This window comes from Psychrobacter sp. NZS113, assembly GCF_015864825.1.
Taxonomy (GTDB): domain Bacteria; phylum Pseudomonadota; class Gammaproteobacteria; order Pseudomonadales; family Moraxellaceae; genus Psychrobacter.
The window spans coordinates 133,194-158,729 of sequence record NZ_JADYWL010000003.1; the positions used below are offsets into that span (position 1 = coordinate 133,194).

The following is a 25,536-nucleotide window of genomic DNA, read 5'->3' on the forward strand; positions in this document are numbered from 1 at the left end:
CTTTTTAAATACAAGCTTTTAAACATAACCAAAAATAAAATGTAAACAAAAGGACTTTTTATGAGCGATTATCAAGTAAACAACCCAGCCACAGGCGAACTCGAAGCTACCTACCCTACGGCAACCGAACAAGATATCCAACAAGTGATTGAGCAAGCAGATACAGCTTATCAAAGCTGGCGTCACGTTCCGCTAAGTGAGCGCAGTGCGCTACTCCATAAAGTCGCTGATATCTATCTTGACCGTCAAGAAGAGCTAGCACGTATCGTCGCCAACGAGATGGGTAAACCAGTCGCTCAAGCAAAAGGTGAGATTGGTCTGGTCGCTGACATCTATCGCTACTACGCAGACAACGCTGAGCAGCTATTAGCGCCTAACACCATCGACGTTGATACAGGAACGGCTTCTGTAGAGAAACGCCCTGTAGGCGCACTGCTAGGCATCATGCCTTGGAACTATCCACATTACCAAGTAGCACGCTTCGTCGCGCCAAACGCCATGGCGGGTAACACTATTATTCTAAAGCATGCACCGCAATGCCCTAAGACAGCCGAAATTATCGTCAATATCATGAAAGACGCAGGCATGCCTGATGGGGTTTATAACAATATCTTTGCGACCAATGAGCAATCAGCGACCATTATCAATGACACCCGTGTACAAGGTGTTTCATTGACGGGTTCTGAGCGTGCAGGTCAAGCGGTTGCAAAAGAAGCTGGCGGCGCACTCAAAAAAGTTGTCTTAGAGCTTGGTGGTTCGGATGCCTTTATCGTTACTGCTGATGCAGATATCAAAAAAGCCGTTCAGGGAGCCATCTCAGGTCGTTTTGGTAATGTTGGACAAGCCTGTAATGCGGCTAAACGCTTGATTATCGTCGATGACGTTTATGATCAATTCGTTCAAGAATTCACCGATAACGTACGTGCTATGACATTGGCAGACCCATTAGATGAGCAAACGTTTATGGGACCAATGTCTTCTAAAGCGGCTGCTGATGGTCTCCAAAAGCAGCTAGATAGTGCCATTCAAGCAGGTGCTACGGTTTTAGTAGAAGGCGGCGTAGTAAAAGATAAGCCAGGTGCTTGGTTTGCCCCAGCTGTGCTAACGGATGTAACTGAGTCAATGGATGTCTATCGTCAAGAGCTATTTGGCCCTGTCGCCGTCATCTATAAAGCTCGTGACGTCGATCATGCCATTCAAATCGCTAACGATGTGCCATTTGGTCTTGGTGCTTCTATCCAAACGCAAAGTCCAGAACTGGCCGCAGAAATCGCTGAGAAATTAGAAGTGGGCATGGTGACTATCAACTCTCCATCTGGTAGCGAAGCTAATACGCCATTCGGCGGTGTTAAACGCTCAGGCTTTGGCCGCGAACTTGGTACCCTTGGTATCACTGAGTTCTTAAACTATAAGCTGATTCGTAATAAAGCTGGCGCATAGAATAAATGTATTAATCTAAACACTCTACTCCTGTCCTAAAACAGAAAAAGCCTAACATTGATGTTAGGCTTTTTTAATGGATATTTAAAATAGAGTTAACTCTTTGGTGGGTTGTCTTTCAACCACAGCTGATTCACGATTTTTAATTCGCGCAACTCTTCTGCCATGATGGCTTCACTTTTGCCAGGGTACTTAATGGTTGCATAACCATATAGTGCCACACCTAACACCGTCCAACCAAAGAAAATCCACCATTCGATAGCGGTAAGCGCAGATGGCATACCTGGCATGTATAGTGCCAATAAGCCAAAGCTTAGTGCGATCGTGATCATACCCACAAGCTTACCTGCAGGTATCTTGAATGGACGTACCATATCAGGCTCACGGTAGCGCAGTACTAAGAAAGAGATAGCGACACAAGTATAAGCAATGACGATACCAAAACCACCAGCATCAACAATCCAAACCAACATCTTGCGACCAAATAATGGCGCGAGCGTGGCTAAACCACCAATCAATAAAATCGCATTAACAGGTGTGTTATATTTTGGATGTAATTTGCTTAAGAATGCTGGCAACATATGCGCTTTTGACATCGCATACAGTAGACGACTACCACCAATCAAGAACGCATTCCAGCTTGATAAAATACCCAATACGCCGCCAATAACCAGTAGGATACCGGCCCATTTACCATGCCACGCATTGGTCATTGCATCAGCGGTCGCCAAGGTAGAGTTTTCTGCTTGAATCAATGGCAATGTGGTACCGACACTCCACGCAACTGCGATGTACCAAAGTACTGCAATCGTTATTGATACGATTAGGAATTTGCCGATATTAGGACGGGTTAAATCAATCTCTTCAGCTGCTTGTGGAATCACATCAAAGCCGACGAACATAAAGGGAACCATCACGATAACTGCCATCACACCAGCAGCACCACCGATAAACGCTGGGGCTTGTATCGCAGTCGATGTCGCAGGATTATATAATGCTGCACCAATGAATAGTAATATACCGACAAACAAGATCCCTACAACTGCTGTTTTTTGGAACCATGCACTGACTTCCATGCCTCGTATATTCAGCCATGTCACAATCACTGAACCCAGCATCCCCACACCTACCCAAGTGGCATAGACATCCCAGCCTGCGATCGTCCAGAGATAACCTTGGTTATAGTTGGGAATAAAATACTCAACGACCGTCGGCAATGCGACTGCCTCAAATGCGACGACAGAGAAATAACCAAATAGAATACTCCATGAGCAGATAAATGAGACATTTACCCCTAACGCTCGGTGGGTATAAGTATGCTCACCGCCCGTGATAGGCATTGATGAAGCGAGCTCAGCATAAGTAACACCAATCAGTATCACTGCCAAACCACCCAAAAAGAACGCTAACATCGCGCCCCACGTACCAGCAGATAAAATCCAGCCGCCAGCCAATACTACCCAACCCCAACCTACCATAGCACCAAATGCTAAGGCTATAATATCAAACATCCCCAGCGATTTTTTTAGTCCAGACATAACTTACTCCTTGTCTATGTGTCACCCAGATTAACTCGTCAAAGTTAATCTGGCTTTAGTGTATTCGGGCATAGCCCATTGTCGTTATTTTCCGTACTTACCCTCTCATAGGGCATACCTATGAATGGGGTTAAATCGCTTTATTGAATTACTGTGTTAGCACCACTCCTTAATAAGGATATAAATAACCGTAAAAATAGAAGATAAAAAACAGTAGGCAAAAAAATAACAGCGTCTTGTCGTGCAAGGCGCTGTTACTTATTAAAAACTCAGAGTGGATACTCTAAGGGCAGCCTTGCCATTGCTTTTAAATCACTGCCTTTAAAATATCGCTGTTCAAATTAAGCAGTTAATATGCCGCCAATTATATCAAGGCCTTCTTGTAAGATTTCATCTTCAACCGTCAATGGCACCATTACGCGGATCGCATTGCCATACATACCACAAGACGCTAATAACAGGCCTTGCTCAAAAGATTTCTGTTTCAGGTTGGCAGTTGCGGCAGTATCTGGCTTGCCTTCGCTATCAACCAAATCAAATGCTAGCATGGCACCTTTATAGCGAATGTTGCCAATGCTGCTTAAATTTAAGCCTTTTAAAAATTCAGCAATGGTATCGCCAATCACGACACTACGCTCAAGCAAGTTTTCTTCTTCAATCACTTCTATGACAGCCAGTGCTGCCGCAACAGCAATAGGGCTACCTGCATACGTACCACCCAAGCCACCTACCTGTGGCGCATCCATAATATCAGCACGACCAACCACTGCCGAGATAGGATAACCACCAGCCAAACTCTTAGCGGTAGTCATCAAATCAGGCTCTACACCTAACTGCTCACCAGCAAACAAAGTACCTGTTCTGGCAAATCCGCACTGTACTTCATCAAAAATCAAGACAATACCGTGCTCATCACAGATATCGCGTAATGACTTGGCGAATGATGGTGTCACTTGATGGAATCCACCTTCTCCTTGTATCGGCTCTATGATAATTGCGGCCACTTCACTTGGATCAATATCGGCTTGAAAAATCATGTCAAGGCTATGCAGTGCTTGTGCTTCAGTTACATTTAACTCTTCAGCCGGGAACAATGCATGGAATACAGGACCAGGCATTGGTCCAAAATTCTTTTTGTACGGTAGTACTTTACCGGTCAGGCTCATACACATAAGCGTGCGACCATGCCAACCACCCACAAAAGAAATCACACCAGGGCGACCTGTCTTTGCACGGGCAATTTTGATGGTGTTCTCTACTGCTTCAGCACCTGTGGTTAAGAAAAATGCTTTTGTCGGGCCAGTAATAGGCGCTTTTTCACACAGTTTCTCTGCTAGATCAACATAGATTTCATAGTTAATCATTTGCGCTGCGGTATGCGTAAATTTGTCAATTTGCTCATGCACACGCTGGGTGATTTTTGGATGGCTATGGCCGGTATTCAATACCGAGATACCACCAACAAAGTCAATATAACGTTTGCCTTCAACATCCCAAACTTCCGAGTTTTTTGCTTTAGCGGCAAAAATAGGAAACGCTACACCAAGCCCAGTAGGCAATACTGCTTTGCGGCGTGCTAGTAACTCTTCGTTAGTGGTGTTGCTTTGTTGATTGTTCGTGGTCATCAGAATATCCTTTTTTATCTTGACATAAGTTATATTAAATTTATTGCTATCTGTGTTATTACGATTGAGGTTGTCATGCCAGCCATCATGAAATTAGCTGATATCAGAACACCAATATTTGGTTACGACGTAATCTTCTATGCCGTATTTTGAGCCTTCACGGCCAAATCCTGACTGCTTCACGCCACCAAATGGAGCCACTTCGGTAGAAATCAGACCAGTGTTGTGGCCGATGATGCCGTACTCCAAGCCTTCCGTCACACGCCATGAACGTGCATAGTCGCTACTGTAGAAGTAAGCCGCCAAGCCATAGATAGTATCGTTAGCAGCACGGATAACTTCCGCTTCGTCTTTGAAAGTAAAGATAGTAGCGATAGGGCCAAAAATTTCCTCAGAAGCGATATCCATATCACTACTGATATCCGTAATAACGGTCGGATTGTATGCCAGCTCTGAGGCACCGTTAGTGCTACCGCCAGTGATAAGATTTGCACCTTTATCTAATGCATCTTTAAGTAGCGCTTGTACTTTATCTAGGGCTTTTTTATTAATGAGAGGTCCAATGTCGACGCCTTCATCCATGCCGTTACCGACGTTTAGCGCAGCGACTTTTTTGACAAAGATGTCTAAAAACTCATCTTTGATGCTGTCTTGGACATAGACACGATTGGCACAAACACAAGTTTGACCAGCATTACGATATTTAGACGCAATAAGACCTGTCGCTGCTTTTTCAAGATCCGCATCATCAAAGACGATAAATGGCGCATTACCACCTAGCTCTAACGACAGTTTTTTGATAGTTGGTGCACACTGAGCCATCAACGTACGACCCACTTCTGTAGAACCTGTAAATGACAGCTTATGAATACGTGCATCACCCGTTAAGATTTCACCAATTACCGAAGATTTTCCAGTCACTACCTGTATAACGCCTGCTGGAATACCAGCTTCTTCTGCTAATGCACCCAGTGCCAAGGCAGAGAATGGCGTTTCAGTCGCAGGTTTGATAATAATCGTACAGCCAGCTGCCAATGCAGGAGCAGCTTTACGAGTAATCATTGCTGCTGGAAAGTTCCAAGGGGTAATAGCGGCACAAACGCCGACTGGCTGTTTGAGCACGACGTGACGTAACTGCGTGCTATTGGCAAGAATCACGTCGCCATAGACACGCTTACCTTCTTCTGCAAACCAGCGAATGAAGCTATTAGCATAGCCAATTTCGCCGCGTGATTCAGTCAAAGGCTTACCTTGCTCAGCCGTCATAATGATAGCGAGATCTTCTTTATTGGCATCGATGAGGTCTGCCCATTTTTGCAACAGCTCTGAACGCTCTTTTGCAGTCTTGGCTGCCCACGCAATTTGCGCTTCATGAGAATAAGCAACAGCGCCATTAACGTCTTGGGTGGTAAGGCTTGGTACTGTGCCAATGATGTCACCATTAAATGGATTATTCACGTCGAGGGTTTCTTGATCACTAGCACCATGCCAACCATCTTTAACTAAGCATTGTTGTTTGAGTAGATCTGGATTGGATAATTTTATATTTGCTGTGGGCTTTGTCATAGTAATGCTCCTTGTCGGCAAGCTCATTGCCAATTTATAACTTTTAATAAGATGACCACTTGATAGAGGAGTAAAACAGTTATTGATAAACTACCTATTGTTCAATATACTGTACAACAATTCCATATGTGAGACATCATTATAGGAATGATACGAGACACTTTGCAACCCTTATTCCTTTTTTAATTGAAATTTTTGCTATTATCCTAATTACGTCTTCCTCACTTTACTTTTTTGGTCACTTTATGAGCACAACTGCCGTTCCAGCCTTGGACAAAACGTTTCAGATTCTAGATTTAATTACTGACAGCCCTCAACCACTAACTGCTGCTCATATTGCTAAGCAGCTTGAACTGCCTCGCAGCTCTACCCACAATATTTTGCAAAGCCTATTAAGCAAACACGTCATTTATAAAGATGCCGATAGTCGCTTTCATCTGGGCTCATATCTCATGTACTGGGCTGGTAAGTATGAGCAGCAACAAGGGGTCATACAGTTATTCAAAGACCTTATCGTGCAGTATCCTGTGCTACTCCAACATACGGTTACCTTATCAAAGCTGGATTTGGGAGAAGTGGTATTTTTAGCATGTCATGAATCACCTGCCCCGCTCGGTTTTACTTTCCGTGCAGGTGTTCGTGTGCCTGCGGTGTTTTCTGCCACGGGCAAAGCCATGCTATCTACCTTGACGATGGACAGTATTCATTCGTTGTACGAAGGAGTATTTCCTACGCCAATCACTCAAAATGGGGTCGATAACTTTGAGCATTTGGCTGATGAGCTTAACGATATTCATGAGAGTCGCATCTCACTGGACGATGGGCAACTACGTGACGGCATGTACTGCTTGGGCACCTACATTCGTAATGCATCAGGCATTGCCATCGCTGGTATGGCGGTAAGTTTTTTGCAGGGAGAGTATGAGATTAGACGCGAGGAAGTAAGTGCGGTATTGATTGAATTGGCTGAGCAAATTGAACAGCGTTTGGGGTTAATTACTCATTCATAAGCAGTAGATGCAGGGTCTGTTACGACGAACCCTGCAACCAATTTCCTTGCTCTCTGATGCTACTGAGCTTTAAGTTAGATTGATTATGTCAGCTGGCTATTACTGTTGTCTTCTGAGATAAGCCCTGATAAAAATGCTTGCAAATTGTCATTGAGCTTTTGAATGTAATAACCACCCTCGACTAAGACAATCAATGGCGTATTTAGTGCTTTCATCTTTTGTGCCAATATTTTAAAGCCTTCCGTACTCACGGCACATTTCGCTTCTGGGTCGTTCTCATAAACATCAAAGCCCAATACATGAACGATAACGTCAGGATCAAATAGCATCATCGCTTCGATAGATTTATCAACATACTCAAAAAACCCAGCTTCATCGGTGCCATGCGGCATCGGGAAATTGATGTTGTAACCCTCACCTTCGCCTATACCTTTTTCAAACGCGTGCCCTGTCACTGCTGGGTAGAAATTAACAGGATCACCATGTACCGATGTATATAGCACGTCTTTGCGATCATAAAATATTTCTTGGATACCCTGTCCATGGTGCATATCCGTATCGATAATGGCGATTTTTTTATATTTTTGGCGTAAATGTTCAGCGATGATGGCAGCGTTATTAAGATAACAGAACCCGCCAGCCGCACTCTTACGTGCATGATGTCCAGGTGGCCGTGAAAAACAAAGCTGTATATGACTGTCGGCACGCTCGATGTCTGATGCCTTATCATTTAACAGGGCTTCAGCAGCGTTGAGCGCGGTCTGTGCCGACCAATAGATAGACGTCCAAGAATGCTCACTGATTGGCGCACTGTCATCTGCTTGATACTTCGCCGCTTTTGCCATGATGCCAATACCGGGATTGTCATAAGGCACAAAAATCCCCGTCTGCACCTGCGCGCCCAAGTCTTCCTCTACTGCTATCCATTCATCATAGCCATGCTTAAGAAATTCAACATAACCGAAGTCATGTACCGCTAATATTGGCCCGATGCCAATGTCAGTCGCTGTAGTCACTTCTAAACCTAACGCCGCTGGTGCTTTTAAAAACTCAACCATACGTTCTGGTATCTCTAACGGCTCATGCATCTTTCCGTAAGAAAAATAAGGGAGCGGTCTATGCAGGCTTAAATTTTTATGACTATAGATCTTCATATTTAACACTCCTTTGTTGGACACCAACATGTTTGAGATATTCTATTTTATTTTTAGGGTTTAGCGTTACTGATATTAATAATGCGAGAAATAGATTAAACAATCCCATCGGCTTTTAGCTTGGCTATCGTAGCCTTATCATAGCCTAAATTTGCCAACGTACTGTCAGTATGCTCGCTCAATTGTGGTGGTGGCGTACGATAAGTGACCGGTGATGCGGACAATTTAATAGGGTTGCCGAGTGCTCTTACCGGACTGCCTTGCTCAGTGAAGTCAACGATCATCTCACGGGCTTGTGCTTGCGGCATGGCCAATGCCTCAGCCACGTTATGAATCGCACCGCATGGGATACCTGCTTGATCTAAAACCTCTAGCCAATAAGTACGTGGTTGCTTGGCAAAATGCTTAGTCAGATCGCTGCACAACAATTCTCGATTGGTCACACGTGCTGGATTGGTCGCAAAACGAGAGTCTTGATGCCAATCGACTGCGAGCACGGTGCAAAGTTTGGCAAACTGACTGTCATTACCACAGGCTAAGATAAAGTGCTGCTCGCCCTCGCCAGCAAACACTTGATACGGCACAATATTAGGATGCTGATTACCTAATCTGGGTGGCACTTTGTCCGATGCCAAATGATTCATGCCGACATTGGCCAGCATGGCGAGTGCACTATCAAGCAATGCCACATCGACGTGTTGTCCAAGTCCAGTATTTTGGCGCGCCAGCAGTGCCGCTTGAATACCAATCGTCAGCTGCAAACCTGCAAACAAATCAACCACTGCGACGCCAACTTTGTGCGGTTCGCCATCACTAGGACCCGTGATGCTCATCAGCCCTGACAGACCTTGAATAATATAATCATAACCGGGGCGCGCGGCATCGGGACCAGTCTGACCAAAACCTGTCAATGACGCATAAACCAGACGCGGATTGTCTTGCTTTAGACTGTCATAATCTAAACCGTATTTTCTCAAACCACCGACTTTAAAGTTTTCGACCAAGATATCACTCTCAGCGATTAGCTGTTTAATAATGGTTTGTCCTGCTGGCGTAGTGATATCTACCGTCAGTGATTTTTTATTGCGGTTAATCGTAGCGTAATAAGCGGAGGTGTCATCGCTGAATGTTGGCGGTGCCCAATGACGAGTCTCATCACCGATATGAGGACGTTCAACCTTGATAACTTCGGCACCCAGATCAGCAAGTACTTGTGTACAAGAAGGGCCAGCCAGCACTCTCGATAAATCGAGCACCTTGATACCATGCAATGCGCCCTTTGGCATATTAGCCATATCAATCATAATAATCCCTTATTGTGTCGCGTATTTTTTGATTTTTTAATCATAAAATTGTTCTTCATCATGCAGCCATCTAACCGTTAAATCATGAAGAACAACTGAAAAACGTACGCTACTGTTAATGCTCTTTTTATCAAAAAGCTAAGCAGCAACGTACGTTAGGGCATGTTCCAAATCTGAATATTTAACTTAAAATCAGTTTAAAAGAATGCTTGAATGCCAGTCTGTGCACGTCCTAGGATAAGCGCATGAATATCATGTGTACCCTCGTAAGTGTTGACGGCTTCCAAGTTCATCACGTGACGGATGATATGGAATTCGTCAGAGATACCATTACCGCCATGCATATCACGAGCGATACGAGCGATATCCAGTGCCTTGCCACAGTTATTACGTTTAATAAGTGAAATCATCTCAGGCGCTGCGTTGTCTTCATCCATCAGACGACCCACGCGTAGCGCCGCTTGTAGACCTAACGTGATTTCAGTCTGCATATTGGCAAGCTTCAACTGCACGAGCTGCGTTGCCGCTAGCGGACGACCAAACTGCTTACGATCAAGCGTGTACTGACGGGCGGCTTTCCAGCAGAATTCAGCCGCACCCATCGAACCCCAAGCGATACCATAACGGGCTTTGTTCAAGCAGCCAAATGGTCCTTTTAGACCACGGATATCTGGGAAAGCATTGGCTTCAGGGACGAATACTTTGTCCATGACAATCTCACCTGTGACTGATGCACGTAGTGAGAATTTGCCTTCGATTTTCGGTGCTGATAACCCTTTCATGCCTTTGTCTAAAACAAAACCTCGAATCTCGCCAGCATCATCTTTGGCCCACACGACAAACACGTCAGCGATAGGACTATTGGTGATCCACATCTTATTGCCCGTCAACTCATAACCGCCATCCACAGCGCGCGCACGAGTAGACATTGATGAAGGATCTGACCCAGAGTCTGGCTCAGTCAAACCAAAGCAGCCAACATATTCACCCGAAGCTAGCTTAGGCAAATAACGCTCTCTCTGCTCTTCAGTACCATACGCCCAAATAGGATGCATAACCAAGCTTGACTGTACGCTCATCGCTGAACGGTAGCCCGAATCAACAGCTTCCACTTCCTTAGCAATCAGACCATAAGCAACACTTGATAGACCTGCACAGCCATAACCTTCAATTGTTACACCTAGAAGACCCATTTCACCCATTTGACGCATGATATTACGATCGAAATTCTCATTGCGATTGGCCTCGATAATGCCAGGCATCAGCTCTTTTTGAAAAAACTGACGGGCGCTGTCGGTGACCATGCGTTCTTCTTCAGTAAGTTGGTCACGTAATAAAAAAGGATCTTCCCAATCAAAACGTGGGCTAGTAGATGTTGCCATGTGGATCTCCTTGGTATCAGTCATCCTGACTGATGAATAGTGTTTGATACATCATTTGGTCTAACAAGTCGTTGACTTCGTTATTCCGCTGTGCGAAACTTAGTTTCATAATTTAAAACCATTTAAGCAAACTTTCGCTGCGCTGTAAACCTTTATCAAAAAAAGATGAGTATAAAATGACGAAACCCTTATCAACAGCTACTCCGCTACTCGAACGTATGCATGCAACGATGAGTCAAAATAAGGAAGAGAATGACCGACAGTTTGTGACGGCATTGGGACGGGGACTGATCATACTGGCAGCTTTTGAGCATCATGAGCGGCTCACCCATCAGCAGCTATGTCAGATGACCGAACTACCAAAAGCAACCATTACTCGCCTGATTCATACTTTAACCACGCTTGGTTTTTTACGTGTCACTGAGTATGGACAGTATCAACTGGGCAGTAGTGCTGTACGTCTAAGTGCGACCGCATGGAGTCGTCACGATATGGTGGCAGCAGCTGAGCCATTATTAAGGCAGTTCGCTAGTGAAAATGAAGTATCGGTGAATTTGGCGACCGAAGTCGAAGGAGAAATGCGCTATCACGCCTGCTGCCGTAGTCCTGCTCGACTATCAGTCAACTTGCAGATTGGCTCCGCTGTACCTGTCGCACGCACTGCTATTGGACGGGCCTTTTATGCGGCAAGTACGCAAGCGAGACAGGCTGTCATCATTAGCAATCTCCAAGAGAATTTATCTATTGAAGAATATAACGATGTACAAACTGCCCTAGCCAGCGCGGTAGAACATTATGATAGATATGGATATACCGTGTCTGATGGGGAGTTCTCTGCTGACATATTGGCTGTCGCAGTTGGGGTATATGATGTCGCCACTGGACAATACGCGTATTCGCTGAATGCTAGTGTGCCAAGTGCCAACTGGGAAGCGGATGACTATGCGGCGATGATAGTGCCAAAATTGCAGGCATTGGCTGAGCGGATTGGGGGTGGAAGTTAAAACGGTTTGTATTCAGTGTCTATAGGATCATAGATCATCACCAAATCGTCTGCACTAACCTTATAGCGATTACGAACATGAACAACGTAAGGATCGCCACCGCAGATTTCATCGTGAATTTCCATAGCGGCAAACTCCCAAGTTGTCGCTATCGCGTCGTCATTGTTGCTCTCAGGGAGAAACTGTAAACAATTCAGATCTGCGTTCGGACGCTGTTCTAAAGTCACTATTAATAATTCGAATGTCGCCCTTCCGGTGATACCTATTGTGGCAGTCGAATTATCTACGACTGTTCTATCACCTCGATCTAATGGTTTACAAGCAGTCAATAAGACGGCTAGAGAAATACAAATCGTTGACGTAAGTAGGTGCATAGGAAATCATTCAGTAATGACATCATTTTTGAAAGTATCATAACGGATAACAAACATCAGACTATTCCACGTACTTTCCATTTAACTTGATTGAAAATTCAGTATATCTGTATATGATAAAGACTGATTACAAAACAAAAGTTAATTGGGATTACTGATGAGACATCATAATAAAAGTCAGAATAGACAAACCTCTTATTTAGGTTTTGGTTTGAGTTCAAAACTGGGAATTAATATAAGCATTGGCTTACTGTGTGCACTAATGCTTAGCGCTTGCCAGCAGGCTGACAATAGTAACGCTGCGAATAATCAAGCCGATAATGCCAGCCAAACAGGTGGGGTAGCAAACGCAGCGACAGACACAACTGTGCAGGTTCCTACTAGCATACAGTTTCCACAATATATCAATGGTACTCCCGCACTATTGCACCCTATTACACCGATTGATATAGAAAACCAAGAAACAGGCTTAAGCAGTATCAAATCTAGAAAAGGAGAAATGTATTATCCTATATTTGAGCAACAGGGTACTTATCAATATGCGACTCATGTCAATAACTTTATTTTTGAAGATATAGCGATAGGCAACACGCAAAAACTGATGCCCAATGACAACTTCATCATCGATCAGATATTTCTACCATATACCACGCAATACAAACTCTTTGCAGCTAAAGATATCTCACAAGAGGAAGCACTCGCATATGACAATGAAATATCAGCTGATATAGATCATGAAGCTAATTATTATGCAGAGCAAGATGCCCCTAGAGATACCGAAAAAGTGACTATCAACACCCCTTTCAACCATTTCATTTACCATGTCTCTGAGACGCCTAACCAACCTGACGAAGAAGATAAAAATATCATGCGTCAACAAGCGTTATACATGAGTGACAACATGGGTAAGCAGCTGACTAAACTGCATGCTGATAATGAGTATATACAGCAGACCAAATGGATGCCGCAAGTCTCACGCTACTACTTTATCACCCAGTCCGACAGTGACGGCAATGGTGCTATTGATGAGAAAGATGCTACCCACAATTACCAAATCGACTTCTCGACAGACACGCCGGCGGTTAAAGGCTATGACTTTTAAGCTAAAAAAAATAGTCTTCATCACTTCTATAATACTTTTAAATTTTTACATTTTAGTAAAATCAAATATTACAGGATCTTTTATAGTTACTAATCATACAGAAACTCCGATTAGTATAAAAAACTTTCAATACGAAATAACTGGTTTTGAGCCTACTGCTGAGGAAATGGAGGGTTTCGAGTCAAGAGATGTTATTCAACCAGAAGAGTCTATAGACCTTAAAACATATAAAATGAATTGGTTTAAAAGTAGAGTATATATGGGTATAAGTTTCTTTTATAGATCAGATGTTGTCACAGATTATGAGCTTAATAGCTTAAAAGGTGTAAGTTTTTCTAGTATTACTAAGCCTTCAAATAAGAAACCTTACTGTAAGTTTCAAATAGAAGTATATCCCAATAACAAAACTATCGTTACGCCATTAGAAAGAGGTCTTTGTTTAAAATATTTTGATTACAATGCGAACTAATGATTTTCAAGAACGCTCTATACCAAAACACCTTTATAGCCTCATTGTTACTTGCCTACTCCTGACACGCTGTGACAAAGATATTGACATTTATCATGCCAAATATTTAGATGCTACCTTCCCTGATAGTGAGAACGAACAAACATTTATAATAAAATCTCACTTTTGGAACCGTCCGACGTGTAGTAACATAGAAAATGCTACAACTGTAAAGAATAAACGTTCTAAGCCATCATAAGAAATATAATGCCAAAACATCTAATAATAATTACTACCTATTTCATTTAATTCAATAAAGGCTCAGGCAAAACCGGCGGCGTACTATCCATATAAGTTAAGTAATTCAGCCACAACTCATGCATGCGTTGTTTGGTTATTCGGGTACTACAGTTAATAGACATTAAGCCACGAATTGAACCTGTCGTCCATGACGTATAGACCGCATCGCAATTACTATATTTATATTTTTCCCAAGCTTTTTGAGAGGCTTTGATGGCCTCAACAATCTCAGGGTTTTCATTGTATTGAGAATAACTGGCAATCAGATATCGACGCATAATTTTAGTAGCATCTTCTCTCTCTTGCGCGGCACAATACTCCATCGCATAGGTAGAATAGGCCTTTTCACAGTCAACCGTATCACCATTACTCGCCCATGCTGGAGATACCATTGCCATTAGCGTACATGCGCTCAGTATAAAACCATACGGTGCATAAGTTGGTTTAGTCTTCATGATACTGCCTTATCTTTTTAATCATACTGAATAATATACTTTATTTGACTGATTTACGTTTGTTGGTTAAATACAATATCTACCCCAACTCATCAAACCTAAGCCTAAATTTCATTAGATACTTACGCAATCTATCGCTATCATTTGGGCTTTTTAGCTTATCGCGTGAGTTGACATACAGATAGCGCCCAGCAGCCGCTTGGTTTTTATGGTTAATACAAACCTCAATCACGTATGCCAATTGCACTGCATCAAATGGATCAATAGTCGCAAGAGTTTCCTCATCTAGATATTTTCTTAAAATATTATGGCTACCCTGCTCGATGGTTTCGCTATCTAAATTAGCACTTTTCTTACTTAAACTATTCGAACCATTTAAACGATCAGGCAATTCCCAAAGATGCGTCAATCGCTCAATCTCCGCTTGCACATCATCATTGCGAATGACTTTACTTTCAGCCAGCGTGGTCAGGCGAATCATACTGGCGGTCAAATCACGAAAGTTCCCTTGCCATGTCGCATCCTGACTCATTGCAAAGCTTTCATACAGCTGCCTAGCCTCTGGGGTAAATCGATATTGCTGCTGCTGCTCGCTACCCAAGCGCGCTAGCTCATAGTCGATATTGGCAGGTAAGTCTTCCAGACGGTCTTTCAACGATGGTAAAAAGAACGTCCATGTATTAAGACGCGCAAACAAATCCGCTCGAAACTCGCCATTAGCGACCGCTTGCCGCAAGTCTTTATTCGTCCCTGCCATTAGTTGAAACGACACGCTAATCGGTGTATCACTGCCCAGCGGATAAAAGCGCTGCTCCTCCAGTGCGGTCAATAGCATCGCTTGCTCATCAAGCCCCAACTCACCGATTTCATCTAAAAATAACAATCCGCCATCAGCTGATTTTAGCAGCCCATCTCGACTCGTCGCAGCGCCCGTAAATGCCCCTTTGACATGACCGAATAACAAACTCATGGCGGTGTCACCACGCAGCGTGGCGCAGTTTACCTCGACGAATTGTTCAAGCGTGTTTTTGCCTTGCGTACTGCTGGCTTTGGCTTTTTTAAGCGCGTAGATTTGGCCTGCCAGTTGCGACTTGCCCGCCCCTGTTGCGCCCATCAATAGTATTGGTGCAGTTGAGCGAGTGGCTACCTTTTCGATATCAGAGATGAGCTTTTGATAAGCAGCATTTTGGGTGACTAGATTGGCTTGTAAGGTTTGCCAATGTTGTTGTTTTTCTGCTTCAAATCTTTCCCGTAATCCATCATAGCGCGAGACGTCCAAATCAATCACTTGATAGCGCCCTTGCGGATCAGCTTGGTCGGGTCTTGGGCAAGGAGAGGTCTGAATCAAATCAGCAGGAATAAATCCTGCCTCTACCAACAAGAACCAGCAAATCTGTGCCACATGCGTACCCGTGGTCAGATGCAGTAAATAGTCAGTATTGTCCTGAAAATCAAACCCTGCTGCAAAGTCATACAGCTCAGCATAAACATCGGCAAAATCCCACGGACTAATCAACGCCACATGATGACCAATAACGGTAGTGTCCGGGCTAACTTGTGCCACGTCATCGACAATTATTTTAAACAGGCGCTTATCGCGCTTGCTATATAAGATATGCAGCTCATCGACCAGTAGCTCGTCATGCAGACCCAAACTGACGGTTGGGCGCCAACGTTGCCAACGCTTATCATTAAAGCCACTGTCTAAAGTAGTGCCGAGGAAGCCGATGACGGCGGTTTTATTCATTGTTAGCTTCCACAGCTTCACGCTTAATTGACATGGTTTCTAATAGATACTTTTCACCTTCAGATGTGATTTCCCAATAGCCATTAGTACCTATGCTATCAAAACTAATATAACCTAAAGATAAAAACTGAACTTTTATTTGCTCAAAGTCAGTAAGGTCTATTTCTGGATAAAGGAAATTTCCATATTTTCTAGAAGCTATATACTCACTTAAAATATTAAAAATAAGATTCTCATTCTCTCCATTCAGAATTTTTGGACCAATACATTTGAATAAATTATTCCAAGTTACTTCTTGTTGCCACGACTTTTTTTCTATCTGTCTATTATTTATTACCTCACACTTCAGAGATATTAAAAGTTCATCATCACCCTGTGCTAAATTTAATATCTCACCTTTATTCTTTCGTAATTCCTGAATCTGTTTTTCGAGCCTATTATTCTCTTGTCTAAGATCATTCAACTGCTGTAATAGTTCAGTATTATCCGTTGCTTGATTGCCTCTTACCCAACCAACGGCTGGATAAGTTTTAATCGTTTTGGGCAAACTAAGCGCAACTAGACCTGGCAACTCTCTTGCGTCACTCCAAAACTTTACCAAACGCCCTGTTGTCACTTTATTCCTAAATCTTTCTAATTTATCTTGAGCTTCAGGATTCATCTCTACCTTCTCAACCGATAGCTTTTCAGGACTACCATGGACTAACGCTATGACCTTTACTCCTTGACTGATAGCATAGTCGTATTCCATTTCTGTGTAGCTAACACCCTCATCGGACAGACTACCATATCGACCGCCTACAATAAGTAAGTAGTAATCACTGTCATCAATAACTTTCTTTATGAATTCAAACTGCTCTTCATCTAGAGCAGGGAATAGCTCCATCCCAGCGGGTATACAGTCCATTTCCATAAGCGTTTGAATGACATTACTTCGCTCATCTTGTAAGTCTGCAAATGTAGAACTCACAAATACTTGGTATCTCTTATCCATATACGACGACCTTTTATAGTTAACTTTCTATATTTTTATAAAATATCATATTTTTAGAAATTGGTTTGATTATAGCTTATATTAATAGTTACTTTTATCTTTAAATTAAAACGTTTTTTATCAAATACTTATAAATAAATTTCAAATACTTTAAAAACTTGGCACGCCCTTAGCATTGTATAAAGTAAGCATCATCTTCAATAATAAACAAACTTTGCAATGCTAAGGAATACGACATGCAACCAACTACTCATAACATCATTCAAGACGGTGGAACGCCGATTAGACTTTGGACTAAAGGCGTGCCCGTCGATCCAAAAGCACATGACCAATTGATCAAAGCATCAAAAATGCCGTTTGTATATAAATGGCTTGCGGTGATGCCCGATGTGCATGTCGGTATTGGCGCGACTATCGGTACGGTATTGCCAACCAAAGAAGCGATTATTCCGGCTGCCGTTGGCGTCGATATCGGCTGCGGGATGATGGCAGTGCAAACCACGCTAACCGCGAACGACTTGCCAGACAGTTTGCTTGGTCTGCGTACCGAATTGGAAAAAGCCATTCCACATGGTCGTAGTAAAACGCGTGGTCGCGGATCACGCCGTGATGTTGGCGCGTGGGCGAACCCTGACGACACCGTAATGAATGGTTGGGGTACGCTGGTTGATGACTTTAACTATATAACCCAAAAGCACCCTAAGCTTAAAAATACCAACAACCTTAACCATTTGGGTACGCTGGGTACGGGGAACCATTTCGTCGAGGTATGCCTTGATGAGACCAACCAAGTTTGGATCATGCTGCACTCAGGCTCACGCGGTGTGGGTAATGCCATCGGACGCTACTTTATTGAGCTGGCACGTGAGGACATGCGCAAGTGGTTTATCAACTTGCCAGATAAAGATTTAGCCTACTTTGCCGAGGGTACAGAACATTTCGATGACTATTGGTTTGCGGTTGGTTGGGCGCAGCGCTTTGCCTTTAAAAACCGCGAAATCATGATGGAAAAAGCTATCAAAGCGCTACGCCAAATCATACCTAAGCCGTTTGATGCAGCCGTAAAAGCAGTGAACTGTCATCACAACTATGTAGAAAAAGAGCAACATTATGGCGAAGAAGTATTTGTGACCCGTAAAGGCGCTGTCCGTGCTCGCGTTGGTGAATACGGAATCATTCCGGGATCAATGGGTGCCAAATCATTCATCGTGCGCGGTAAAGGGAACGAAGAATCGTTTTGCTCTTGCTCGCATGGCGCAGGTCGTATCATGTCACGTACCGAGGCCAAAAAGGTATTTACGGTCGCCGATCAAATCGCGCAGACTGCGGGCGTAGAATGCCGAAAGGATGCGGATGTGATTGATGAGATCCCAGCGGCTTATAAAAATATTGATGACGTGATGCAAGCGCAAAGTGATTTGGTAGAAGTGGTACATACTTTGCGGCAGGTAGTTTGTGTTAAGGGTTAAGGATAAAGACATGAATAACTATGATTATAAAATTGGTAAATTAAACGGTATATTGAAGGCGTTTGAATGGGTTAATAGTAAAACGAATCATGGGTATGATTTTACTATTGAAATCTTAACAGGTAACGGTGACCTCAAAAATTTAGCTACAAGTCATTTAAAACATTGGTATCCCAAAGCTACTGTTCATTCAAAACCTATAGAAAACTGGCGTGATGGATTTTCTGAAACACTACAAGAGTGGCTGTTTGAGTATGTTCTAACTAATAAAAACTCTTCACACTCTGATGATAAGTTGCAAGAGATTAATAGTAGTTTCACCTTATTCGATTCTACTTCAAGAGAAGATTTTATAAATAGTTTCTGCAATGATTTAGAAGACGCTTTAGAAGTTATAGAGGTTATTTCAATAACTATTGAAACTGACGAATGGTATGAGGCTTATTGGCATGATTTTGCTTTTAAAGGCAAAAATGGTTCTGTATTCATACATTTAGGCGTCTCAGATTAGTGCAGCTTAATCAGAGAGTTTTTATGAAAAATAAATACGAAAAAAGAACTACTCCAATTCTTCGTCCCCGTAAAAAGGAAGAGTATTTATGTGCAGAATACTATGAATTACATTGGGGACAAGCATGTGCTGAATTTAAGTTCGTACAGGGTATAGATATTTATTTCTTTTATAGTGAGGCAGGATTTGTCGAAGGTATGGGGATAGCACCACTAACCCACTATTTCTTCGCTACAATTGAAAGTAAGGACAAAACCATGTGTTACGAACTGAGCTTTAGTACAGACTCACCAAACGACCTAGCAACATATAATTCCTCAACAGCATTTTTTGAACCAATTACTGACAATCGAAATGAAGACAACGTAAAGTATGAATACAAATATCGTTTAGCCACAGGTGATCCAGAATGTTGCAGTTGTTTCTTCCGTACCTTTGAATACGAAACAGCAAAAGACTTAAGCTTTTCACAACTACAAAAATGGTATGAAGAAGAACCCGATGACATGAATGTCTCCAACACTAAATGGATTTTACAAATTATCAAGGATTTAGTGAATGAGGGTTATCAGGTAGATACGCATATTGCTCAAGGGTATATGTCTTACGAGCCTCCAGAAGAGGAAAAAATCATTTACGTTAATAACTATAACAACGACAACTTTGCCTTTATAGAATGTATTTATTACGACTATAAAAAATAAGAGAGAACCAAAATGAAACTCGCAGAAGCTCTACTTATCCGTAGCGATATGCAAAAGAAGCTGGCTCAACTAAAGGGCCGTATCAACGCCAATATCAAAGTACAAGAAGGCGATACACCATCTGAGGATCCAAACGCATTGATGATTGATACCAGCCAAATCATCAATGAATTGTCAAACCTGATTGAACGTATTCACCGTACCAATGCAATTGCTCAAGCGGATAACGGTCAATCGATGCTAACGCTGTTGGTAGAGCGCGATACCTTAGAGATGCGCCATAAACTATTGATCGATGCCATAGCTGCCACGCATACCGAAACAGACCGTTATAGCCATCGTGAGATTAAATATAATGTCATGGTGTCAGTGGCTGGTTTACAGAAGCAAGCGGACGATATTGCGATGAAACTGCGTCAAATCAATATTGTGATTCAGGCCAATAACTGGCAAATAGATTTAGCAGAATAGTTTCTTTTAAATCACTACTTTTAAATCACTACTTTTATAGTGAAATGACTATAGAACACCCTTTTGGAACCGACTGGGCGAGTGTTAAGACCCCGCACTCCGCAACAGGGGGTTGAACAAATACTGCAGTGGCTACTTGACGTTGCGGGCAAACGTCTTTTTTACTATTCATGCCCCTATTCGTCACTTGTTACACCGCACTATTTAGACCTTATCACCAGACACTGACAGTCGGTTTCAATCTTATTTTTAAAGCCATTGATCATAAGCCATGTGAAAATTTTGGTTAAAACTCGTATTCCCGACGCATAATCGTTATTTAAAAAGGGCGACTTTAATACCCCTAAACGAATATAGATACGGTAGACTAAGATGTGCGTGGTATGTGACCACAGCACAGATTTATAAGCACTTTCACATTGAAGCATTTGATAATTACTTTTATATGAGGAAATACCGATGTTAAATATGAACGATATTTTAGGCGCTGTAACAGGCGGTGATAACGATGAGAATGGCCTATCAGGCTTGATCGACAGCGCAAAAAACATCAGCAGCGAAGACATACAGAGATATCAAAGCATGTCAAAAGCTGAGCTATTAGATGAAATCAAAAACTCTGAGCACAGCGCAGCCGTCGTGACATTTATCAAAGAGTTATTAGCGAAAAAATTCAACAGCTAATCGTTGATACCTAAAGCTAAACTTTGATAGATAGATAGATAGATAGATAGATTGATCAACAGGGCCTAAAAAATATGCGTCATAACGTATTTTTTAGGCTCTTTTATTTGATAATAATTGATAGTGAACTAAGCACGCACGATAGAATAATCATATCCCGCTTTACAAAACATCAAAATTTGAGAGTGTACCAATGAGCTTTATGTCCAAACAAAGCGCCAATAATGCCAACGCCTATACTGCGAGCACCAAGAGCGTGACCCTAAAAATAGATGGCAGCACTGGCGAAGGTGGCGGACAAATCATTCGTACCGCTCTCTCATTATCGATGCTGACAGGCATACCCATCGAAATTTTTAATATCCGCGCTGGGCGAGCCAAACCTGGGTTGATGCGGCAGCACCTGATGTGTGTGCAAGCGTCACAACAGATATCGAACGCTAGCGTATCAGGCGCAGTGTTAGGCAGCTCATCATTTCACTTTGTGCCGAGTACCATCAAATCAGGTGATTATCATTTCGGTATTGGTTCGGCTGGTAGTACCAGCTTGGTCTTACAAACGCTACTTCCTGCCCTATTTTTCGCCAATACAGATCAAAGCGCTCATTCAACCGTAACGATAAAAGGCGGTACGCATAATCCATTAGCGCCAACCACGGACTTTTTGCAGCAGGCATTCGTCCCTGCATTGGCGAAATTAGGCATACAAGTTGATATTGAGTGCGTGCAAGCGGGCTTTGCGCCCATCGGTGGCGGCCTGATTAAGACGACCATTACACCATTCATGCGCCGTGCTGATTCCAAGCCACTACACCTAACCGAACGTGGAGCGCTTACAAATATCGCATTAGTAGCCAGTGTCCTAAATTTAGAATATGACATTGGCAAACGTGAGCTTACTAGCGCTAAAGCCGTACTGCTCGAAACTGGAATGGATGACACACTTATAACTACCCAAGCCAATAAACTAGACGGTATCGGTGAAGGCAATACGTGCTATGCACAGGTTACTCATGAATGTGGCGATCATCTACATCACGAAATATTTACACTACTGGGTGAAAAGCGTACGTCAGCGGAAAAGATAGGCTATCGCTTAGCAGGGCTGGTTAAGCGCTATCTATTCAAAACCGATGCGCTGGTCGATGAATATCTTACCGATCAATTGTTGTTGCCACTGGCATTATCCGGTGGTGGCGAATTTACGGCACGGATTATCAGCCAGCATACCGAAACCCAAGCGTGGCTGATTAAGCAGTTTTTGCCCGTTGACATTAAGTTTGAGGCCATTGGTGATCAGAAAACTTTGGTGCGAGTGATTTGTTGAGAAAGTCATGGCACAAGCATACCTTACTCAATTACCGCTAAGCCGTGATATCATAACCGTACAATATGCGCGTTAATTATAAGTTAAGATAAATATTATCTGTCGTCAACATCATACGTATTGATGCTTGAGACATATTATTTTTATCTGTTATATATAATTACCGCGTTTTTTAATTTCCATGTTTTATTACCGAGCCTCGCTATGCCCCAATCTCGTACCAATCTAAACCCTGAACCAAAAAGTAACTCGCCCTATTTGACCGGTGTACTGTTGCGCTATAGCACCTTTGGTGCAGCCGTTTTTCTGTTTTTAGCAGGGTTATTGTTGCTGAACTGGTGGCTGATTCTTATTGGTGGCTTTGGGGTAGCTTTGGGCATTTACGATGTCATTCAATCCAAGCATGCCATCCTAAATAACTACCCTATCGCGGGTCATGTCCGCTACGTGCTAGAAGACTTTCGCCCTGAGATTCGTCAATACTTGCTCGAGGATGACAAAGAACAAGTACCTTTTTCGCGCCAGCAGCGTGCCTTGGTCTATCAACGTGCTAAAAACGTCAGTGATACCAACGCCTTTGGTACGCTAGATGACCTATATGCGCATGGTAAAGAGTGGTTTTTGCAATCAGCAGTGAGCCAACCTCTAGAGAATAAAGATTTTAAAATCATGGTTGGTGGTGAACGTTGTCAGCAGCCGCATGAGATGTCGGTATTCAATATCTCAGCGATGAGCTTTGGTAGCTTGTCTGCCAATGCTATTATGGCGCTGAATCAAGGCGCAAAATTAGGTGGCTTCACTCACGACACAGGCGAAGGTGCGATCAGTCCTCATCATCGCAAGTTCGGTGGCGATTTGATTTGGGAATTGGGTACGGGTTACTTCGGTTGCCGCGATGCCAATGGTGATTTCGATGCAAAGTCTTTTGCTGAAAAAGCCGTTGATCCACAAGTAAAAATGATCGAAATCAAACTGTCTCAAGGCGCTAAGCCAGGTAAAGGCGGCGTGCTACCAGCGGAGAAAATCACCCAAGAGATTGCTGACACGCGTCAAGTACCACTTGGTCAAGATTGCATCTCACCTTCTTCACATACAGCGTTTAGCACCCCGCGCGAGCTCGTGGCGTTTTGGCAGCAGTTACGTGAATTATCAGGTGGCAAGCCTGTTGGCTTCAAACTTTGTATTGGGCAGCCGTGGCAGTTTATGGCGATTGTCAAAGCCATGATTGAGATGGACAACTATCCTGATTTTATCGTCATTGATGGCGCTGAGGGTGGTACTGGTGCCGCACCTGTCGAATTCATGGACAATGTCGGCATGCCGATGGTTGATGGATTTCTATTGGTTCATAACACATTGGTTGGTGCAGGCATTCGTGACAAAGTGAGACTGGGTGTGAGTGGAAAAATCGTCTCTGGTTTTGATATCGCTCGTATGATTGCCTTAGGTGCAGACTGGTGCAACTCGGCACGTGGCTTCATGTTTGCCGTCGGTTGCATCCAATCTCGCTCATGTCATACCAATACTTGCCCGACAGGTGTCGCTACCCAAGACCCTTATCGTCAGAAGGCGCTTGATGTCCCAAGTAAAGCGGAGCGCGTCGCAAGCTTCCATAAAAACACACTAAAATCACTAGCCAGCATTGTTGGTGCCGTAGGCCTGCAACACCCAAGTCAATTACAGCCTTATCACATTGCACGCCGCTTAGACGATGGGCAAATCAAACTGCTGTCGAAGTTCTTTTATTTCACCGATAGAGGCGCATTACTTGATCAAAGTGCCCGTGCAGACGTGTTCAATCAGATGTGGGTAATGTCGACAGCGGATAGTTTCCTTGCCGATAATGATGCGCTGATTGCCTACAATAAAGACTCGCGTGATACAGGCAAACAAACCGAAGCGCCAACTTTAAAAGCAGGTGATCAAGCAACGGACGATAAAGTAAACAATAATACTACTGGTATCATGATGGGCAATGTTAATAATACCTTTCGCGATTTCCCACCTAGCAGTGACTAAAAGCTAGTGATTAACCCTATGAATGATTAACTTTATATAGGCCAAGACCACTGATATTTTTTCATTATAAAAGATCTATAATCAATGCCAATTTTTGCTCATACCTTACCTTTATGGACCATTACCCTGCTCTCGCTTAGCATCAGTGCTTGCCAACCAACAAGCATTGATGCCAGTAGCAGCGACACAGAAAACTGGTCATGCCAGTCTCAGGATGCCCCATTTTCTTATAGTGCTTGTCGTATTAGAGCGGAAGCATTGACTGATGGCCGTTACTCATTAAAGTTATTTTGGCAACAGTCTGAGAGTGCGCAACCCTTGCTAACTTTTGATAATTTGATGTCGACATTACCAAGCAATCAATCGCTTAGCTTTGCCATGAATGCGGGTATGTATAATAAAGACTATGCACCGATTGGCTATACGGTTATTGAAGGCAAAGAGATCAAGTCATTAAATTTAAAAGAAGGTGGCGGTAATTTCCATCTGCTGCCCAATGGTGTCATGTGGTGGGGCAAAGCTGGCACAGTGCAAATCACAGAAAGTAATGCGTTAAATGAGTTGCTTACAGAGGATAAAGCGCAGCCTTGGTATGCCACTCAATCTGGCCCAATGCTGGTTATCAATAACGAGATACATCCACAGTTCAAACCTGATAGCACCTCACTCAAGATTCGTAATGGTGCAGGCGTGTGTGATGACGGCACGATACAGTTCGTCAATAGCGATGAACCAGTCACGTTTTATCAGTTTGCATCCCTATTTAAAGACAACTTAATCTGCCCAAATGCACTATTTTTAGATGGTGGAATTGCATCGGCATTATACGCGCCTAGTATAGATAAGCATGATAAAAAAGAGATGGGCGTCATGATTGGTGTGGTTGAAAATAAAGAGTAATGTGCCCT

The 25,536-nt window shown here is 43.1% G+C and carries 23 protein-coding genes; 13 read left to right on the top strand and 10 right to left on the bottom strand.

What is annotated here, in order from left to right; all coding sequences use genetic code 11:
• Positions 1-60: 60 nt before the first annotated feature.
• Entirely contained in the window at positions 61-1,440 is a 1,380-nt protein-coding gene (locus I6E61_RS05560) for an NAD-dependent succinate-semialdehyde dehydrogenase (protein ID WP_197131155.1), read from the top strand.
• 95 nt (positions 1,441-1,535) lie between these two features.
• Here the strand turns inward: I6E61_RS05560 and I6E61_RS05565 are convergent, their stop codons facing one another.
• The 3 genes from I6E61_RS05565 to I6E61_RS05575 all read right to left on the bottom strand — a co-directional run bounded on the left by I6E61_RS05565 (position 1,536) and on the right by I6E61_RS05575 (position 6,196).
• Entirely contained in the window at positions 1,536-2,978 is a 1,443-nt protein-coding gene (locus tag I6E61_RS05565; protein WP_197131158.1) for an APC family permease, read from the bottom strand.
• 341 nt (positions 2,979-3,319) lie between these two features.
• On the bottom strand, positions 3,320-4,603 hold the full coding sequence (gene gabT / locus I6E61_RS05570) for a 4-aminobutyrate--2-oxoglutarate transaminase (RefSeq protein ID WP_197131161.1): 1,284 nt from the start codon (positions 4,601-4,603) through the stop codon (positions 3,320-3,322).
• Positions 4,604-4,696: 93 nt separating this feature from the next.
• The gene (locus I6E61_RS05575) at positions 4,697-6,196 is read right to left on the bottom strand and encodes an NAD-dependent succinate-semialdehyde dehydrogenase (protein WP_227685717.1); all 1,500 of its coding nucleotides are present in this window, start codon (positions 6,194-6,196) and stop codon (positions 4,697-4,699) included.
• A 218-nt stretch (positions 6,197-6,414) separates the two neighbouring features.
• On the opposite strand from I6E61_RS05575, the gene I6E61_RS05580 reads away from it, so the two are divergent.
• Positions 6,415-7,179, top strand: coding sequence for an IclR family transcriptional regulator (locus I6E61_RS05580; protein ID WP_197131164.1), 765 nt, complete (start codon positions 6,415-6,417; stop codon positions 7,177-7,179).
• A gap of 83 nt (positions 7,180-7,262) precedes the next feature.
• Here the strand turns inward: I6E61_RS05580 and I6E61_RS05585 are convergent, their stop codons facing one another.
• From I6E61_RS05585 to I6E61_RS05595, 3 genes are all read right to left on the bottom strand, one after another.
• The gene (locus tag I6E61_RS05585) at positions 7,263-8,333 is read right to left on the bottom strand and encodes a histone deacetylase family protein (RefSeq protein WP_197131167.1); all 1,071 of its coding nucleotides are present in this window, start codon (positions 8,331-8,333) and stop codon (positions 7,263-7,265) included.
• A gap of 95 nt (positions 8,334-8,428) precedes the next feature.
• Positions 8,429-9,637, bottom strand: coding sequence for a CaiB/BaiF CoA-transferase family protein (locus tag I6E61_RS05590; protein WP_197131171.1), 1,209 nt, complete (start codon positions 9,635-9,637; stop codon positions 8,429-8,431).
• A 197-nt stretch (positions 9,638-9,834) separates the two neighbouring features.
• Entirely contained in the window at positions 9,835-11,019 is a 1,185-nt protein-coding gene (locus tag I6E61_RS05595) for an acyl-CoA dehydrogenase (RefSeq protein ID WP_191113865.1), read from the bottom strand.
• Positions 11,020-11,195: 176 nt separating this feature from the next.
• Here I6E61_RS05595 and I6E61_RS05600 point away from each other — a divergent pair, with 176 nt between their 5' ends.
• Entirely contained in the window at positions 11,196-12,023 is an 828-nt protein-coding gene (locus I6E61_RS05600; RefSeq protein WP_197131174.1) for an IclR family transcriptional regulator, read from the top strand.
• On the opposite strand, the gene I6E61_RS05605 is transcribed toward I6E61_RS05600, so the two are convergent.
• Entirely contained in the window at positions 12,020-12,397 is a 378-nt protein-coding gene (locus I6E61_RS05605; RefSeq protein ID WP_197131177.1) for a hypothetical protein, read from the bottom strand. The two genes, I6E61_RS05600 and I6E61_RS05605, sit on opposite strands and share 4 nt — an antisense overlap.
• 157 nt (positions 12,398-12,554) lie before the next feature.
• Between I6E61_RS05605 and I6E61_RS05610 the strand changes: the two genes are divergently transcribed.
• Both I6E61_RS05610 and I6E61_RS05615 read left to right on the top strand, forming a co-directional pair.
• The gene (locus I6E61_RS05610) at positions 12,555-13,499 is read left to right on the top strand and encodes a hypothetical protein (protein ID WP_197131179.1); all 945 of its coding nucleotides are present in this window, start codon (positions 12,555-12,557) and stop codon (positions 13,497-13,499) included.
• Positions 13,489-13,968: a hypothetical protein gene (locus tag I6E61_RS05615; RefSeq protein ID WP_197131182.1), complete on the top strand. Its 480-nt coding sequence runs from the start codon at positions 13,489-13,491 to the stop codon at positions 13,966-13,968. Before I6E61_RS05610 ends, I6E61_RS05615 begins: the two co-directional genes overlap by 11 nt.
• A gap of 284 nt (positions 13,969-14,252) precedes the next feature.
• Here I6E61_RS05615 and I6E61_RS05620 read toward each other — a convergent pair whose 3' ends face one another.
• The 3 genes from I6E61_RS05620 to I6E61_RS05630 form a co-directional block, all read right to left on the bottom strand.
• Positions 14,253-14,702, bottom strand: a complete 450-nt coding sequence (locus tag I6E61_RS05620) for a lysozyme inhibitor LprI family protein (protein ID WP_197131185.1) — start codon at positions 14,700-14,702, stop codon at positions 14,253-14,255.
• Between the two features lie 79 nt (positions 14,703-14,781).
• Entirely contained in the window at positions 14,782-16,449 is a 1,668-nt protein-coding gene (gene rtcR, locus I6E61_RS05625; protein ID WP_197131188.1) for an RNA repair transcriptional activator RtcR, read from the bottom strand.
• Complete coding sequence (locus tag I6E61_RS05630) at positions 16,442-17,443, bottom strand: DUF4062 domain-containing protein (protein WP_197131191.1); 1,002 nt, start codon at positions 17,441-17,443, stop codon at positions 16,442-16,444. Before I6E61_RS05630 ends, rtcR begins: the two co-directional genes overlap by 8 nt.
• Before the next feature lie 236 nt (positions 17,444-17,679).
• On the opposite strand from I6E61_RS05630, the gene I6E61_RS05635 reads away from it, so the two are divergent.
• The 8 genes from I6E61_RS05635 (at position 17,680) to I6E61_RS05670 (ending at position 25,528) form a co-directional block, all read left to right on the top strand.
• Positions 17,680-18,912 carry an RtcB family protein gene (locus I6E61_RS05635; protein ID WP_197131194.1) on the top strand — a complete coding sequence of 411 codons (1,233 nt, stop codon included), beginning with the start codon at positions 17,680-17,682 and terminating at the stop codon, positions 18,910-18,912.
• Positions 18,913-18,922: 10 nt separating this feature from the next.
• Positions 18,923-19,423: a hypothetical protein gene (locus tag I6E61_RS05640; protein ID WP_197131197.1), complete on the top strand. Its 501-nt coding sequence runs from the start codon at positions 18,923-18,925 to the stop codon at positions 19,421-19,423.
• Between the two features lie 23 nt (positions 19,424-19,446).
• Positions 19,447-20,127 carry a hypothetical protein gene (locus I6E61_RS05645; protein ID WP_197131200.1) on the top strand — a complete coding sequence of 227 codons (681 nt, stop codon included), beginning with the start codon at positions 19,447-19,449 and terminating at the stop codon, positions 20,125-20,127.
• 12 nt (positions 20,128-20,139) lie between these two features.
• Positions 20,140-20,598 carry a DIP1984 family protein gene (locus tag I6E61_RS05650; protein ID WP_197131203.1) on the top strand — a complete coding sequence of 153 codons (459 nt, stop codon included), beginning with the start codon at positions 20,140-20,142 and terminating at the stop codon, positions 20,596-20,598.
• Positions 20,599-21,057: 459 nt separating this feature from the next.
• Positions 21,058-21,282 (top strand): hypothetical protein, encoded by a 225-nt coding sequence (locus tag I6E61_RS05655; protein WP_197131218.1) that lies wholly within the window; start codon positions 21,058-21,060, stop codon positions 21,280-21,282.
• A gap of 202 nt (positions 21,283-21,484) precedes the next feature.
• On the top strand, positions 21,485-22,609 hold the full coding sequence (rtcA, locus tag I6E61_RS05660; RefSeq protein WP_197131221.1) for an RNA 3'-terminal phosphate cyclase: 1,125 nt from the start codon (positions 21,485-21,487) through the stop codon (positions 22,607-22,609).
• A 204-nt stretch (positions 22,610-22,813) separates the two neighbouring features.
• The gene (locus tag I6E61_RS05665) at positions 22,814-24,628 is read left to right on the top strand and encodes an FMN-binding glutamate synthase family protein (RefSeq protein ID WP_197131223.1); all 1,815 of its coding nucleotides are present in this window, start codon (positions 22,814-22,816) and stop codon (positions 24,626-24,628) included.
• Between the two features lie 84 nt (positions 24,629-24,712).
• The gene (locus I6E61_RS05670; RefSeq protein ID WP_197131226.1) at positions 24,713-25,528 is read left to right on the top strand and encodes a phosphodiester glycosidase family protein; all 816 of its coding nucleotides are present in this window, start codon (positions 24,713-24,715) and stop codon (positions 25,526-25,528) included.
• Positions 25,529-25,536: the final 8 nt, after the last annotated feature.